General features: G+C 67.0%; 10 protein-coding genes. 4 read left to right on the top strand and 6 right to left on the bottom strand.

Features of this window, described 5'->3' with window-relative positions; translation table 11 throughout:
- Positions 1–6: 6 nt before the first annotated feature.
- A complete protein-coding gene (locus tag C8N38_RS11245; RefSeq protein ID WP_108027273.1) occupies positions 7–2,181 on the bottom strand; it encodes a malate synthase G in 2,175 nt (724 codons plus the stop codon).
- A 348-nt stretch (positions 2,182–2,529) separates the two neighbouring features.
- On the opposite strand from C8N38_RS11245, the gene C8N38_RS11250 reads away from it, so the two are divergent.
- Positions 2,530–3,744 (top strand): CaiB/BaiF CoA transferase family protein, encoded by a 1,215-nt coding sequence (locus C8N38_RS11250; RefSeq protein ID WP_108027274.1) that lies wholly within the window; start codon positions 2,530–2,532, stop codon positions 3,742–3,744.
- A 41-nt stretch (positions 3,745–3,785) separates the two neighbouring features.
- Here C8N38_RS11250 and C8N38_RS11255 read toward each other — a convergent pair whose 3' ends face one another.
- The 5 genes from C8N38_RS11255 to C8N38_RS11275 all read right to left on the bottom strand — a co-directional run bounded on the left by C8N38_RS11255 (position 3,786) and on the right by C8N38_RS11275 (position 9,642).
- Entirely contained in the window at positions 3,786–6,188 is a 2,403-nt protein-coding gene (locus C8N38_RS11255; protein WP_108027275.1) for a plasma-membrane proton-efflux P-type ATPase, read from the bottom strand.
- Positions 6,188–7,300, bottom strand: a complete 1,113-nt coding sequence (locus C8N38_RS11260) for an alpha/beta fold hydrolase (protein WP_108027276.1) — start codon at positions 7,298–7,300, stop codon at positions 6,188–6,190. The genes C8N38_RS11255 and C8N38_RS11260 overlap by 1 nt, the downstream gene beginning before the upstream one ends.
- Positions 7,301–7,552: 252 nt before the next feature.
- A complete protein-coding gene (gene hemP / locus C8N38_RS11265) occupies positions 7,553–7,711 on the bottom strand; it encodes a hemin uptake protein HemP (protein ID WP_075786720.1) in 159 nt (52 codons plus the stop codon).
- A 491-nt stretch (positions 7,712–8,202) separates the two neighbouring features.
- On the bottom strand, positions 8,203–8,958 hold the full coding sequence (gene pssA, locus C8N38_RS11270) for a CDP-diacylglycerol--serine O-phosphatidyltransferase (RefSeq protein WP_245895685.1): 756 nt from the start codon (positions 8,956–8,958) through the stop codon (positions 8,203–8,205).
- A 15-nt stretch (positions 8,959–8,973) separates the two neighbouring features.
- A complete protein-coding gene (locus C8N38_RS11275; RefSeq protein ID WP_108027277.1) occupies positions 8,974–9,642 on the bottom strand; it encodes a phosphatidylserine decarboxylase in 669 nt (222 codons plus the stop codon).
- A gap of 1,029 nt (positions 9,643–10,671) precedes the next feature.
- Between C8N38_RS11275 and C8N38_RS21125 the strand changes: the two genes are divergently transcribed.
- The 3 genes from C8N38_RS21125 (at position 10,672) to C8N38_RS11285 (ending at position 13,571) form a co-directional block, all read left to right on the top strand.
- Positions 10,672–11,115: a hypothetical protein gene (locus C8N38_RS21125; protein ID WP_146176258.1), complete on the top strand. Its 444-nt coding sequence runs from the start codon at positions 10,672–10,674 to the stop codon at positions 11,113–11,115.
- A 354-nt stretch (positions 11,116–11,469) separates the two neighbouring features.
- Positions 11,470–12,246 (top strand): FadR/GntR family transcriptional regulator, encoded by a 777-nt coding sequence (locus C8N38_RS11280; protein WP_108027278.1) that lies wholly within the window; start codon positions 11,470–11,472, stop codon positions 12,244–12,246.
- A gap of 188 nt (positions 12,247–12,434) precedes the next feature.
- Positions 12,435–13,571, top strand: coding sequence for a sugar ABC transporter substrate-binding protein (locus tag C8N38_RS11285; RefSeq protein ID WP_108027279.1), 1,137 nt, complete (start codon positions 12,435–12,437; stop codon positions 13,569–13,571).
- Positions 13,572–13,635: the final 64 nt, after the last annotated feature.

Genomic DNA, 13,635 nt, shown 5'->3' on the forward strand with positions numbered 1-13,635 from the left:
CCGGGCCTAGGCCCCCGCGATCTCGGCCTTCCGTTCCAGCCGCCGGGCATGCAGCACCGGCTCGGTATAGCCCGAGGGCTGGATACGGCCCTTGAAGACCAGATCGCAGGCGGCACGGAAGGCCACGCCGTCGAAGTCCGGCGCCATCGGTCGGTAGGCCGGGTCGCCCTCGTTCTGGCGATCGACCACCTCGGCCATGCGGCGCATCACCTCGGCCACCTCATCCCCGGTCACCACGCCATGATGCAGCCAGTTGGCGATATGCTGGGCCGAGATCCGGCAGGTGGCGCGGTCTTCCATCAGACCGATATCGTTGATGTCGGGCACCTTGGAACAGCCCACGCCCTGGTCGATCCAGCGTACCACATAGCCGAGGATCCCCTGGGCGTTGTTCTCGACCTCGCGGACGATCTGGGGCCGCGACCATTTGCGGAAGGTGGCCAGCGGAATGTCGAGGATGCCGTCGACATGGGCCCGCCGCCCGCCCGCCTTCAGGCTCGCCTGCACCGCGAAGACATCGACCTGGTGATAATGCAGCGCATGCAGCGTCGCGGCCGTGGGCGATGGCACCCAGGCGCAGGTGGCGCCGGCCTTGGGGTGTTCGATCTTCGTCGACAGCATCGCCGCCATCTTGTCGGGCATCGCCCACATGCCCTTGCCGATCTGGGCCTTGCCCGACAGTCCGCATTCGAGCCCGATATCGACGTTGAGGTTCTCGTAAGCGGTGATCCAGGACTTGCGCTTGATGAAGTCCTTGCGGCTGAAGGGCCCGGCCTCCATCGAGGTATGGATCTCGTCTCCGGTGCGGTCGAGGAAGCCCGTATTGATGAAGGCCACCCGGTGCTTCGCCGCGCGGATGCACGCCTTGAGATTGACCGAGGTGCGGCGCTCCTCGTCCATGATGCCGAGCTTGACGGTATAGCGCGGCAGGCCCAGCATCGCCTCGACCCGGGTGAAGGTCTCGTCGGCGAAGGCGACCTCGTCGGGCCCGTGCATCTTGGGCTTGACGACGTAGATCGAGCCCGCGACCGAGTTCCGCGCGCCGTCGGTCTTCTTCAGGTCATGCATCGCGATCAGGGTGGTGATGGCCGCGTCCATCAGCCCCTCGAACACCTCCTGGCCCGCACCGTCGTGGATCGCGGGGTTGGTCATCAGATGGCCGACATTGCGCACCAGCATCAACGCCCGGCCCTTGACCGCAAGCGGGCTGCCATCGGGCGCGATGAAGTCAAGATCGGGCGACAGCGCCCGGGTCAGCCGCTCGCCGCCCTTCACGAAATCGGTCGACAGATCGCCCCGCATCAGCCCCAGCCAGTTGCGATAGGCAACGGTCTTGTCGACGGCATCGACGCAGGCGACCGAATCCTCGCAATCCATGATCGCCGAAACGGCGCTTTCCAGCCGCATGTCCGCAAGCCCCGCCTGATCGCGGGCGCCGACCGGATGGGTGCGGTCGAAGACCAGCTCGACATGCAGGTTGTTGTTCTTCAGCAAGACCGCGTCGGGTGCACGCGGATGGCCGCGATAGCCCACGAATTTGGCCGGGTCTTCCAGCGGATGGTCGTCGACCAGCAGCGCGCCGCCCCGGACATGGTAGCGCCGGGCATCGGCATGGCTGGTGCCCGAGACCGGAAAGGCCTCGTCCAGAAAGACCCGCGCCCGGGCCACGACGCGCGCGCCGCGGCCGCGGTCGTAGCCGCCCGATGGGTCTGGGCCGCCCATCGCGTCGGTGCCGTAAAGCGCGTCGTAGAGGCTGCCCCAACGCGCATTGGCCGCGTTCAGCGCGTAACGCGCGTTGGTGATCGGCACCACCAGCTGCGGTCCCGGCACCGAGGCGATCTCGGGGTCGAGCCCCTCGGTCTCGATCTCGAAATCCCCGCCCTCGGGCAGCAGATAGCCGATCTCTTCCAGAAAGGCCTTGTAGGCCTCGTGATCGTGCGGCGCACCGCGCCGGGCCTGATGCCAGGCGTCGATCTGCACCTGCAGCTTGACGCGCGTCTCCAGCAGCGCCCGGTTCCTCGGCGTCAGGTCGTGCACAAGCCCGGCCAGCCCCTCCCAGAACCGGTCGGGCGCGACCCCGGTGCCCGGCAGGGCCGCCTCTTCGATGAAGGCGGCCAGTTCGGCCGCGACCTCAAGTCCGGCCTTCGATACATAGCCTTCGCGCGCGTGTTTCCCGGTCACGGCGGTCTCCTGTCCTGATGGTTCCCGTTGCGGTCAGACCAAGTCCGGCCGACTTTGGCAAGTCCCGATGGACCGACCCTATCCGGCAGGCCGATTCTGCGGTATGATCCTTTGCAGGGGCCTGCCGCGATCGGTTCCTGTTCAGCTGCCGGGCGTCGTCTCTGCCGGTCGCGGCCTGCCCCATCGGTTCCGGATCGACCGACCCCGACGGCGTCCGCCTGTCTCTCCCTTCAGCCCCCTGCCCTTTTGTGCCAGGCCTTCCGCCGCGTCGCCGGTGCCGGGCACCTGTCCCGGACGGCCGATCTGCGCTAAGCCGATGGGCGGATCGCTTCGACCGGAGACGCCCCGATGCCCTATCGCCCCTGCCCCGAGCCCGCCGCCGCCGCCACCACGCGCGAGGGGCCGCTGACCGGGCTTCGCGTCGTCGAGATGACGGGGCTTGGCCCCGCCCCCTATGCCGCGATGATCCTGGCCGATCTGGGCGCGCAGGTGATCCGCATCGACCGGCCCGGCGGCTATCCCGCGCCCGATCCGGCGCTTGACCCGGCCGCGGCCGGGCGCGCTGCGGTGACCTATCGCTCGCGTCCCCATGTCCGGGTCGACCTCAAGACCGACGCCGGCCGGGCGCTGGTTCTGCGTCTGGTGACCGAGGCCGACGCACTGATCGAGGGGTTCCGCCCCGGCACGATGGAGCGGCTGGGCCTCGGCCCAGAGCCCTGCCTCGCGGCCAATCCGGCCCTGGCCTATGTGCGCATGACCGGCTGGGGGCAGAACGGGCCGATGGCCGGAATGGCCGGGCATGACATGAACTTCACCGGGCTTTCGGGCGCGCTGTCGCTTTTCGGGCAGGACGGGCGGGTGCCCAAGGGCATGCCGCCCCTGATGGGCGACATGGGCGGCGGCGCGCTTTTCGCCGTCGTGGGCTGTCTTGCGGCGGTGATGAACGCCTGGCGCTGCGGCGAAGGCCAGGTGGTCGATGCCAGCATCCTCGACGGGTCGGCCAGCCTTTATGCGATGGTGTCGGGGATGGCGGCCCTTGGCCTGCACGACGCGCCCCCGGGCGGCAACATGCTGGACGGCGGGCGGCATTGCTATCGCACCTATGTCTGTGCCGATGGCGGAGCCGTCGTCGTGGCGGCGGTCGAGCCCGCCTTCCGCAAGGTCCTGCTGGACCGGCTGGGGCTGGCGGACGACCCGCAATTCCTGTCCGGCCGGGCCGAGGACGAAGCCGATTGCACGGCACGCCTGGAGGCGATCTTCGCCAGCCGGCCGCGCGATCACTGGGCCGCGCTTTTCGACGGAAGCGACGGTTGCGTGACGCCGGTTCTCGACCTTGCCGAGGCGCCGGGATCGGCCCAGGCGCGGGCGCGTGGCCTGTTCGAGACCGTCGACGGCGTGGTGCAACCGGCCCCCGCGCCCCGCTTCGGCCGCACCCCGGGCCGGATCGCGCTCGGCCCCGAAAGCGCCAGCCGCCCGGCCCCCCGCGCACTTTGCGACTGGGGCCTGACGGAGGCCGAGATCGATGCCCTGATCGGCGCGGGCGTCCTGTCCGACGCGGACTGAGATCGCCGCCCAGTGCCGATGATCGGGCGCCGCGCCGCGCGTCAGGCCGCCGCCCGGCGCGCGGCATAGAGCCGCCGCACGCCCATGGCGATGGCGCCCTCGATGGGCAGCCAGGCCAGGCAATAGGCCCAGACCAGAAGTGCCGCAGTCCAGCCGATGGGGGTGACGAGCACCCCATAGACCGCGATCAGCGTGCCGATCACCTGGGTCGCCTCGGTGGTCGCAAAAAGCTTCCAGTCGGGCCAGGGCCGGGTCCAGAACCAGTTCTGGTTGCGGGTGACGTACAGCGTCATGTGGCCGGACACGAGGAGCTTGAGGAAGATCAGCGTCTGGATCGTCTCGCGCGGCAGGTGCATCACGCTGTCGACATACCAGAACAGCAGGAAGGTCTCGACCACGCCCATCACTCCCAGCGTCGAGGCGACGGTGATGACGCGGCGCATGTCCCAGCGGACAGGTTTGGGCGACACGGCCACGTTGTCGAAGGCGATCATCATGATCGGGAAGTCGTTCAGCACGGCCAGCAGCACGATCATGATCGCGGTGACCGGGTAGACGTCATAGGCCAGGATCGCCAGCGCCATGAACAGCAGCACCCGGATCGTCTCGGCGATGCGGAAGGTCGCGTAGCTGGTCATCCGCTCGAAGATGCGGCGGGCCTCGGCGATGGCCTCGGTGATGATCGACAGGCCCTTTTCAGTCAGCACCAGATCGGCGGCGGCGCGCGCGGCGTCGGTCGCCCCGCTGACCGCGATCCCGGCATCGGCACGCTTCAGCGCGGGGGCGTCATTCACCCCGTCGCCGGTCATCGCGACGATGCTGCCGCCCTGCTGCAGCACCTCGACGATACGGAACTTGTGTTCGGGCAGAACGCGCGCAAAGCCGTCGGCCGCGCGCACCCGCGCCTCGACCTCGGCCGGGTCGCCCTCCAGAAGCTGGCCCGCCGGGTACATCGCCTGCCCAAGACCCAGTTGCCCCGCGATCTGGCGTGCGATGGCCTCGTGATCGCCGGTGATCATCTTGACGGTGACCCCCATCTCGCCGGCCTTCGCGATGGTCTCGGCGGCATCGGGCCGGGGCGGATCGAAGATCGGGATCAGCCCGAGGAACTGCCAGGCGCCCTCGCCTTCGGCCCGGGCCGCACCGATGGCGCGGAACCCCTGGGCCGCCAGGGCATCGACCTCGGCCTCGAGCGCGGTCCGCGCAGCACCTTCCAGCCCCGCAAGATCGAGGATCACCTGCGGCGCGCCCTTGGCAAAGCGCCAGGTTTCGTCGCCGCGCCGGGCCTCGGCCAGCGTCCGTTTCGAGACCGGATCGAAGGGCGTGAAGGTCGAAAGCTTGTAATCGCGCCGCGCCTCGATCCCGTCGGCGGCGGCCAGCACCGCCTGGTCGATGGCGTCAGGCGCATTGGCATTGCAGGCAAGCGCCGCGGCCAGCAGCAGATCGTCTGCCGTCGCGCCCGCCGCGGGGCGCGGGGTTTCGACGGTCAGCTGGTTCAGGGTCAGCGTGCCGGTCTTGTCGGAACAGAGCACATCGACGCCCGCCATCTCTTCGATCGAGACCAGCCGCGAGACGATGGCCTTCATCCGCGCGAGCCGCTCGGCGCCCACCGCCATCGTCACCGACAGCACCGTGGGCAAAGCCACCGGAATGGCGGCAACCGTCAGGATCAGCGCGAATTGCACGGTCTGCCACAGCGGATTCTCGCGCCAGATCGAAACGATCAGGATGATGGTGACCAGCACCAGCGCGGCGACGATCAGGAAGTTCCCGATCCGCATCACCGCCTGCTGGAAATGCGAGGGCCGCTCGGGACCCTGCACCAGCGCCGCGGTGCGGCCGAAATAGGTCCTCATGCCGGTCGCGGTAACCTCGCCCACCATCTCGCCCAGCCGCACGACCGAGCCCGAATAGGCGGTGTCGCCGACCACCTTGTCGACCGGCAGCGATTCGCCCGTCAGCGCCGCCTCGTCGGCCGAGAGATACTGCCCCTCGGTCAGGCGCAGGTCGGCCGGGATGATGTTGCCGATCTCGAGCCGCACCAGATCGCCCGGCACCAGGTCCTTGGCGGCGATCTCCTGCCAGCGGCCGTCGCGCAGCACCCGGGCGGCGGGGGCAAGCTTCTGCTTGAGCAGGGCGATGGCGGAATCGGCCTTGTTCTCCTCGAAAAAGCCGACGCCCGCATTGACCAGCAGCATGGCCAGGATCACGCCGAAATCGGCCCAGTCCGACAGGACCAGCGACAGGATCGCCGCGATCTCGATCAGCCAGGGGATCGGCCCCCAGAAATAGCCGAAGATCCGTTTGAGAAGGCTCCGATGCTCCTCGGCCAGCGTGTTCGGGCCGAATTGCTCCAGCCGGGCCGCGGCCTCGGCCGTGCTCAGCCCCTTTTGCGGGTCGGTGGGGGGCAGCGTCTTGCCCTCTGGCTGGTCCTGTGCGTCCATCACTTGCCTCCCTGTTCCGCGATCCACTCCGCGATGCCCGGCCAGACATCCGTCAAGGTGTGCCGCCCCATGAAGAGCCCGATATGCCCGCCCTTGGCGAGCAACTTGCGGATCTGCGCCTTCGGCGTGCCCAGGAGATCCTCGGCGGCGAAGACCTGTTCCCGGGTGGTGATATCGTCGCCTTCACCCGCGAGAAGGTATGCCGGGCAGGTTACATCCTTCAGCGACAGCCGCCGCCCCAGGCCCATGAATTCGCCCTTTGCAAAGAGGTTCTGCTTGAACAGCAGGTCGATGGCCTGAAGGTAATAGCGGCCCGGCAGATCCAGCGGGTTCTCGTACCAGCGCTCGAAAGTCTCGGTCCGCTCGATATAGTTGCGATCCTCGATATGGGCGTAAAGGTCGAGGAACTTGCCCAGATACTGTTTTTCCGCATGCATGTTCTTCCAACCGGTCAGCATCAGGCTGCCCGACATCCGGCCGTCATGGGCGGCCACCATGTCCCGATAGGCCGATAGCGGCGTCTCATGTGCCATCCGGCGGATCGGCCCGTCGCCCGCATCGGTGTCGATGGGCGAGCCCGCCAGCACCAGCGCCGCCACCTTGGAAGGAAAGCGGGCGGCGGCCATCGCCGACATCCAGCCGCCCTGACACAGGCCCACCAGGATCGCGCGCCCACCGACCTCGTCGATCGCGACGTTGATCTCGGCCAGATACTTGTCGATGTCGAAATCGCGCATCTCGGGCGTGGCCGGTTTCCAGTCGGTGACCAGCACCCGGCCAAGCCCGGAGGCCAGAAGCGTCGCGGCCAGGCTTTGCCCCGGCGCGAAATCGGCGATGGTGGCGGAATGACCCGCATAGGGCGCATCGACGATCACCGGAAGCCCGGTGCCACTGCCCCCGAAATCGCGCAGCCGCATGGTGTCGAGATCGAGCAGAACCTTGTTCGGACTGGCCCAGTCAGGCTCGGGCGGGTCCGAGATTTCGGCCGCTTCCTCCACGAAGCGCAGCCCGTCGGCCATCGCCTGATAGCCGGCCTCCTGCCAGCCGAGGACGGCCGCCATCGGCCAGAACCACGGCACGGATTGTTCGATATCCTGCGGTCTGTCGGTCATGACGCGGCTCCTTCTGCGGACTGGACGGCGCCAGTCCCGCAGCCGCGTCGACCCCTGCGAAGGGGCGGGGCATCGGGGGCTTCGGGACGGCTCCGGAACGGATCTTGTCCCCGATATAGGGGGCCCGAATGTCCCCAGCGTTATGCCCGGCTTGCAAATATGTAAAGTGACAATGCTGCGATGCAGCGTGACGGGCGCCCAGCAGTCCGGAACGGCCGACAGGCCGGCGGGTGCCCGCCGCCGGCCGAAGGCTCACTTGGTCAGGATCAGCTTGCCCGAGCGGGTGATCCGCAGCGTGTAGGCCACGCCGTCGAGCACGATCACCGCAGTATTGCCGCCGCCGGTCAGAATCCGTGCATCGTGTTGATTGCTTTCGCCGCTGCTGTGGCGGATCGCCTGGACAAGGGTCATCGGGGCGCCCTCCCCGCCGGGCTGGCGGCTCTGGTCACCATGGTCGTGCGGGCGTTGGGTCGCTCCATTCTGTCCCTCCATTCCATTGCGAATTCTGCCGCGCAGCTCCGGCCCTTCATCCCGTCCCGCGCCCCCGTCTTCGGACCGGATCCCGGACATAGTGAGCGTCGCGCGCCCGGGCGCGGACCGGTCAGAAAAAACCCGGCGTGGATGGGGGAAATCGGCTGGAAGAGTCATCGCGCGTTTCTGTCTTGATCGGGCAGGGGACCGGGCGACGAGCTGGGGCCTGACAAGTGACTGTGATGCGGCGCGCAAGCATGCGTCGCGTACCTGAGCATTTCTATCAACTTTCAATGGCGAGGAAAAGGGGCCTTTGCACCGCTCATGCGGAGCGTTGCCGAAACCGCGGGCGCTGCGCCGTAAACGCCCGAAAAAGAAACGGCCGCGGAGCGACCGCGGCCGGAACCGGACCTTGACGGAACCGGACGGGGTCAGACCGGGCCCTGCCGACGCGCCTTCAGAGCGCCATGGACCAGCATCGCCAGATAGATCAGGTCGAGCGTGACCAGCAAAAGCCAGATGCGGGTGAACATCAGCCCGACCGCCGCCACCGTCGCGAACATCATCAGCCCGACCAGCGCGCGCGGAATGCGCATCGCCTTGGGCGAGAAGGTCTTGATCCGCGAAATCATCAGAAGACCCACCAGCCCGATCCAGAAGGCCACCAGATGCGGCGTGGCGCGCAGATCGACGATGCCCGACAGCGCCAGAAACAGCGGCAGCAGCCCCAGCATCGCCCCGGCCGGGGCCGGCACCCCGAGAAAGTGATGGCTGGTCTGCGCCTCGTTCTCATCGCGCATGACGTTGAAGCGGGCCAGCCGAAGGCAACAGGCGGCGGCAAAGACCAGCACGAAGATCCAGCCGAAATTGTTCGAGGGCTCGAGGAAATAGCGATAGACCAGAAGGCCCGGCGCAACCCCGAAGCAGAGGAAATCCGACAGCGAATCGAGCTCGGCCCCGAAATTCGAGGTGGCGTTCAGGCGCCGCGCCAGAAGCCCGTCGAGCCCGTCCATCAGCGCTGCCAGCAGGATCAGCAGCGCCGCCCCGTCATAGCGCCCGTCCATCGCAAAGCGGATCGAAGTCAACCCCAGGCACATGCCCGACAGCGTCACCAGATTGGGCAGAAGCTGCAGGAACGGCACCTGGTCGCGGTGCTGCGGGTCGCGGCGGATGAACTTCTTCATCATCAGCCCTCCATGCGCTCAGGCGCCAAGATCTGCGATGACGGTTTCGCCCGCCACCATGGTCTGGCCAATGGCAACCCGCGGCTCCACGCCCTCGGGGAGGTAGATATCGAGCCGCGAGCCGAAACGGATCAGGCCGAAACGCTCGCCGGTCGCAAGACTCTGGCCCTCGGCGGTCCAGCACAAGATGCGCCGCGCGACCAGCCCTGCGATCTGCACCACGCCATAGCGGCGCCCGTCGGCCAGCTCGACCGCCAGCCCGTTGCGCTCGTTATCCTCGGACGCCTTGTCGAGCGAGGCGTTCAGGAACTTGCCGGGCCGGTAGGCGACCTTTGTCACCCGTCCCGCCGCGGGCAGCCGGTTCACATGGCAGTTGAAGACCGACATGAAGACCGAAATCCGGGTCATCGGCGCCGCCCCCAGGCCCAGCTCGGCCGGAGGCACAGCGGGTTCCAGCAGCGACACGATCCCGTCGGCAGGCGAGACCATCAGCCCCGGCCGGACAGGCGTTACCCGTTCAGGGTCGCGGAAGAAGTAATAGACCCAGACTGTCAGCCCGAGGCCGATCCAGCCCAGAGGCGTCCAGATCAGGAACAGAAGAACCGTCAGCCCCGCCGCGATGGCGACGAAACGGCGCCCTTCGGGATGCATCGGCTTGACGAAAGTGGACAGGATCGAAACGGTCATGAGCCCCGCCGGATTGATTGGTTTTCCCGTGAATAGTCCTTTGCGCAGGCGATGCAAACCGCAGATCGGCGCGGCGTCGGGCAGGCCGTGCCGAAGCATCCGGAAATTGACAGGAGGCGCCGCGTCGCGTTTTCGGCCCAAAGACCTGAGTGCCGCGCAGACCGAAGCGCCCGCGGGATTTGGCCCGGAACCGCCTCGGACCTCCCGGCGACCGGCCCCGCGCCGGCCCCGGACGGATCGGGCCTGGCGTCGGTGTCACTTGACGCGGAGGCTGAACGTATTCGCCGGGGACAATCCCGACGATGCAGTTCTCTGCCTGGCCGGCCCCGGCCGGACAGTGCTGCACCTCGGCTTCGGTGCAGAACAGCAGAAGCTCTTGGCCCAGCGTGCTGGCCCTTTTCGGCCCCCCTGGCCCGGACCCGCCGGAGCCGGAGGACATCGCCTTTCTGAGCCGATGCAGGCGGTCGAGCCGATCTGGCGTCACCTCGATCATGACATCGCCGTCATGATCGGACCGGGACAGGATGAAATCATCGACGTCCGCAGTTCTGGCGAAGAACGCGTCGGAGGGTTTGACACGCTCCCGACGCGGCGGGGGCATCGATGCGCAGCAGATAGGGGCGATTGCATCTCCGGAATCCCCCAGGTCAAGGCCGAGCGCCACGCTCGAATGCCCGGCTTTCAGCGCCTGCGCCGGGGCGCGGCCCTTCCGGACCGGATTGACCGCGTCCAGAATGCTTGTCCCCGCTGCATTGCAGCCTTTTCGCGAAACGGGATCTGCCAGGTCCTCAGCGGTGGCCGGACCATTTTCCGAAGCGCGACATATGGATAGAACGAGGAGGTGCACCATGGGCTATCGAGAAATGTCGGGATGGTGAAACCTGGATGCTGGTAAAAGACACGTCCGTGCGTCCGGTGATCCATCTCGCTTCCAAGCGGGCTTGATACGCGGGACGAGTGCTCGAACATGCCGTTATGCGCTAGGGATTTATCTTTGCCCGCATCATCCGGAACAGAAAAGGCGTATCTTTGATAGTATTTCGCGCCCTCCACGACATCGAGCGAACGATTGCCGCGATTCATCATGAAATTCTCCTGCTCAAAGCGCCCCGCTTCCGAAGCGCGAATTCTGGCGACACCCTCTCGGAGATCGAGGACCGGCCGCCGTGTCCGATCGTTTTCGCCCTTCAGATGCCTGGCCAGAATCGCACCGACCGTGGGAATACGTCCTCTGGAAATGTCATTCCGCGTTTTTTGACTCGGACCCTCGCAGGCGACTATCCGGTCATGACCATCAAGCCGGGATTCGGCAGATGTGCAGGCAAGATCCCTCGCCGCGCCGCCATCCGGCCGGACATTCTCTCGACCGACACATTCGCCATCAGTCCGAAGGCGCGGGGGAAACCCGTGCAATCCGATCCAGAATCGGCGATGCCGGTCTTCACCAACAGGCACTGCCTCGCGTCGGAATAGGGATTGCCCTGACATTCCTGGATTTTCCGGCTTCTCTGCTTTGGCGCGCTTTTTCGCCCCTCCTGGGAGCCGACCCGGCCCTCTCCCGCTCCTCTCACGGTCAAGCCCGCCGCGGTTGCGACGCTCGCGGCACCTGTCAGGGCACTCCCGGAATATTCCAAAAACACGAATCTTCCCCGGAAAATGCGAAATTCGCACCTTCCCGCATTTTTCCCTTTTGCCTTTGAGGCGTGCCCGCCCATTGGCCCGCAATCGATCGCGAAATCTTTGACCCGACCAACATCGCATTGACAGGTGTTTCTTCGCGTCCCTAAATTCGATTTCACAAATGCAATCCGAAACAAGGAGCAGCCCATGCGCGAAGAGGACGGTCCGCCGCCAGAGGTGGAAAGAGATACCGCCCTCTCTGCCAGGGCAGGCCCATCGACCGGCGGTGCGACAGCCAGAGCTGTCGGCGCCGCCTCGGGGCTGTCGGCGGTCGAGGATCTGGCCGAAAAGCTGCGCGCTCTGATCGCCGCCGAGGGCCTGCGCGTCGGCGACAGCCTGCCGACCGAGCGCGAACTTTGCGACCGGTTCCAGGCCAGCCGCAACACCGTGCGCGAGGCGATGCGCATTCTCAAGGCCTATGGCATCGTCACCGTCCGCCCCAAGGTCGGGGCCACCATCGTCGACGACCGGATGGAACGCGCGCTGGAGCTGTTTTCCTTCAACACGCTCGAGGTCTCGCGCAAGACCTTTTCGGACATCCAGGGCTTTCGCGGCCTGCTCGAGATCGCCAGCGTCGATCTGATATTCGACCGGGTCGCCCGGGCCGACATCGCCGAGCTGCGTGACATCAACGAGGGGCTGCGCCGGGCGGGCAGCTGCGACGAGGCGGCCGAGATCGACTTTCGCCTGCATACGCGGCTGATCGCGGTGATGGGCAACAAGGCGATCCTCGACGTCTACAAGATCATGAAGCCGGTGATCCTGCGGATCATGGCCATCGGAAAGACCCAGCAGATCTATGCCACCGACACGTTTGGCGAACATGCCGGCATCCTCGACGCGCTGGAGGCCCGCGACCGGCTGGCTTACCAGTACCGCATGCGCGCACATCTGCAGGCGGGTGTGGGGAATTTCGACCGCTGATCGGGTCCTGCCAGGCCCCGACGGGGACGGCACGGAAGGCGACAGGCAGCCCAAAGGGGGCACCGGGCGAAAGGATCGACCGGGTCCAACAAGGCCCGGGCCAGAACCGCCCTTGACCTGCGCCGCGAGGAGGCGGCCCGGCAACAGGGGGCAAAAAGGGGTGCGAAAGAGCATCGAGGGAGGAAGACATGACGGCTGTTCGCCTGATCGCCCCCGCGCTGGCAGAGGTCGTGCTGTCACCGGGTCTGGCTCTGGCCGGTCCGCAAAGCGTGCCCGGACCGGGCGCCGACCCGGCCTGCTTCGCGCCCTGGAGCGCCGAGACCGGCTATCTGCAATGGGCCCCGCGCGAGGGACCCTACCGGATCGCCATCGTCAACGGCTTTGTCGGCAACGGCTGGCGCATCCAGATGATCAAGACCGCCAAGGCCTTCGCCCAAGACCCCTCGATCCGCGACCGGATCGCCGAATTCAAGGTGGTCTCGACCGACACCGACGCCGCCGTGCAGCTGGGCGCGATCGAGGATTTCATCAATCAGGGCTATGACGCCATCGTCACCATCGCGGTGGCGCCGGACGGCTTCGACCGGGTGATCCGGCTGGCCGACCGCAACGACGTGGTGCTGGTGCCCTTCGACAACGTGCTGGACACCGACAAGGTGATGCAGGTCAACGAGGACCAGCTGGCGATGGGCCGGACCTGGGCCGGCTTCGTGCTGGATCAGCTGAAGGCCGAGGGCAAGACCTCGGGCCGCATCCTCGAGGTGCGCGGGCTGCCCGGAAACTCGGTCGACCGCGACCGCTCGCTGGGCATCAACCAGGTGCTCGACGAGTCGGGCGGCGACTGGCAGCGGGTCTCGGTGGTGGGCAACTGGGACGACGGCACCGCGCAGAAGGTGGTGGCCGACGCCATCGCAGTGCATGGCCATTTCGACGCCATCCTCGCCCAGGGCGGAACCACCGGTGTTGTTCAGGCGATGCTCGATTCCGGCCATCCGATGGTGCCGGTCGCGGGCGAATCCGAAAACGGGTTTCGCAAGCTCGTCGCCCAGCATGCCGACGAGGGTCTGAAGGGCATCTCGATCGGCCAGTCTCCGGGTCTGGTGGCCATCGCGATGATGGCCGCGATCTCGGCGCTCGAGGGCAATCCGATGCCGCAGCTGATTTCGGTCCCGCTTCCGGTTGCCACCTACGACCAGTTGCAGGACGGCGTGAACTACTGGAGCGACCTGCCCGACAGCTTCTCCACCGTGAACGCGTTTCCGCCCTGCGGCGTGAACATCACCGGACCTGCGATCATGGCACAGTCCGAGGCCGACACGAACTGACCGCCCGCCCCTGCCGCCCGCATGAAAGCGCGGCGGAGGGCCCCTGCCCTTGCCCCGGTCCCTG

It is taken from the genome of Rhodovulum kholense (genome assembly GCF_003053725.1).
Taxonomy (GTDB): domain Bacteria; phylum Pseudomonadota; class Alphaproteobacteria; order Rhodobacterales; family Rhodobacteraceae; genus Rhodovulum; species Rhodovulum kholense.